The 1,618-nt window shown below is 44.5% G+C and carries 2 protein-coding genes; both read left to right on the top strand.

What is annotated here, in order from left to right:
* Positions 1–286 precede the first annotated feature (286 nt).
* A complete protein-coding gene (locus F6K49_RS47195; protein ID WP_293109420.1) occupies positions 287–619 on the top strand; it encodes a hypothetical protein in 333 nt (110 codons plus the stop codon).
* A gap of 168 nt (positions 620–787) precedes the next feature.
* Positions 788–1,375, top strand: a complete 588-nt coding sequence (locus F6K49_RS47190) for a Uma2 family endonuclease (RefSeq protein WP_293022066.1) — start codon at positions 788–790, stop codon at positions 1,373–1,375.
* Positions 1,376–1,618: the final 243 nt, after the last annotated feature.

The raw sequence follows: 1,618 nt of genomic DNA, 5'->3' as shown, positions 1-1,618 counted from the left end.
TATAGCCTGTAAGTGGAAGCGGACTTACCAGGGATTTAAGACGAAAGAACCCTGGTATATTTTGACTAACTTTGATGATGTTGAACCGGCTATTGTAGCTTACCAAAGACGATTCTCAATAGAGGAAGCGATGCAGCGCGGTCTTGGGGGTTTCCCCCGGAGACAAAACCTTAGATAGTGGAGCCTTTATAGTTAGCAGGTTATGCAGAAAAGGGTTAAATATTTTTTAATAAGGCGACCCTATCTTACGGTAAATTCAAACCATGAGCGACTGCATCAAGACAATGTGCGCGAGATTTCAAGTCGGGAGGCTATAGTCTTGAAGGGTCGTTGGCTGAGTGGTGAGTATCTATCAAAACTGATGATTATTGTGGCGATTGCCTATACCAGTGCGATTCTCCAAGGGCGACACATTAAGCGAATGGGAATTCAAAAATATGTGGTCAGACCAGAAACCCAATCAAGTGGACAACGGCAACATAGCGGTGCGACCCAAGGGCGATTTACTCGCCCATTGGAAAGCGCACCGTCCGCTTTTTATGTTGGCCTACATCAGCATTCGTGGCTTTTCTTAAGGGGATTATGCCAAAAAATAGTGGACGAAATGCATGGAAATTAACCGTCGTTGGCTCAATTATTACAAGAAGGGTGAGCGGGCTATAGAGTTTGCACTGTGTACGTTATAAGCTTTATGTCCCCCTGTCAGACTATTTACAATTATTCTGATATTCATTATTCTATCATAGTATTGTCCTAACAGTAGCGCGTAGTGCTATAGACAGTTTTCATGAAAACTACCACTATCTCCTTACCCCCTACTCTAGAATTAAAACTGGACTTAACGGACGAACAATTCTGGCAACTGTGTCACGACAACAGCGACTTAAAATTTGAGCGCACTGCGACTGGAGAATTAATTATTATGTCACCTACAGGTAGCACCACAGGGGAACGAAATGCTGATCTAATTTATCAACTTAAAGCCTGGAGTCGCCAGAACAATCTGGGTAAAGTGTTTGACTCTAACACTGGGTTTACACTTCCCAATGGTGCAGACCGCTCTCCTGATGCGTCTTGGGTTCAGCAAGAGCGCTGGGATGCTTTAACCCCCGTTGAACAAGAAAGATTTGCCCCGATATGTCCCGATTTCGTAGTTGAGTTAATGTCTCCTAGCGATTCCCTCGAAAAAACCCGTGCCAAAATGCGAGAATACATGGAAAACGGGGCAAGACTTGGCTGGTTGATTAACCGAAAACAGCGAAAGACTGAAATTTATCGTCCCCATCAAGCTGTAGAAATTCTCAACAATCCTGATACTATGTCTGGGGAAGATGTTTTGCCAGGATTTGTGTTAGATCTTTCAACAATTTGGTAATTTGTAAATGGTATTTTGGGGTTTGTGTCTTCAGTAAATCATAAGCATTCATAAGCATTCAGCCATCAGCTGTCAGCCGTCAGCCATTCCCGTAGCGTGGCACAGGCTTTGGCCTTTGGCCACGCTGTGCGAACGACGTTGGGACGTAGCGTATAAGCTGTTCGCGTAGCGTGTGCGTAGCACATAAGCTGTTTGCGTAGCGTGGGCGTAGCGCATTAGCTGAATGCTTACCTTTAGCTAATT

The sequence above is a fragment of the Moorena sp. SIO3I6 genome (genome assembly GCF_010672095.1).
The sequence above is the reverse complement of the archived record's forward strand: the minus strand, read 5'-3'. Positions and strand labels throughout refer to the sequence as shown.

Excerpts from the sequence above, each read along its gene's own strand:
- F6K49_RS47190 (WP_293022066.1), top strand. The coding sequence starts at position 788 with ATGAAAACTACCACTATCTCCTTACCCCCTACTCTAGAATTAAAACTG.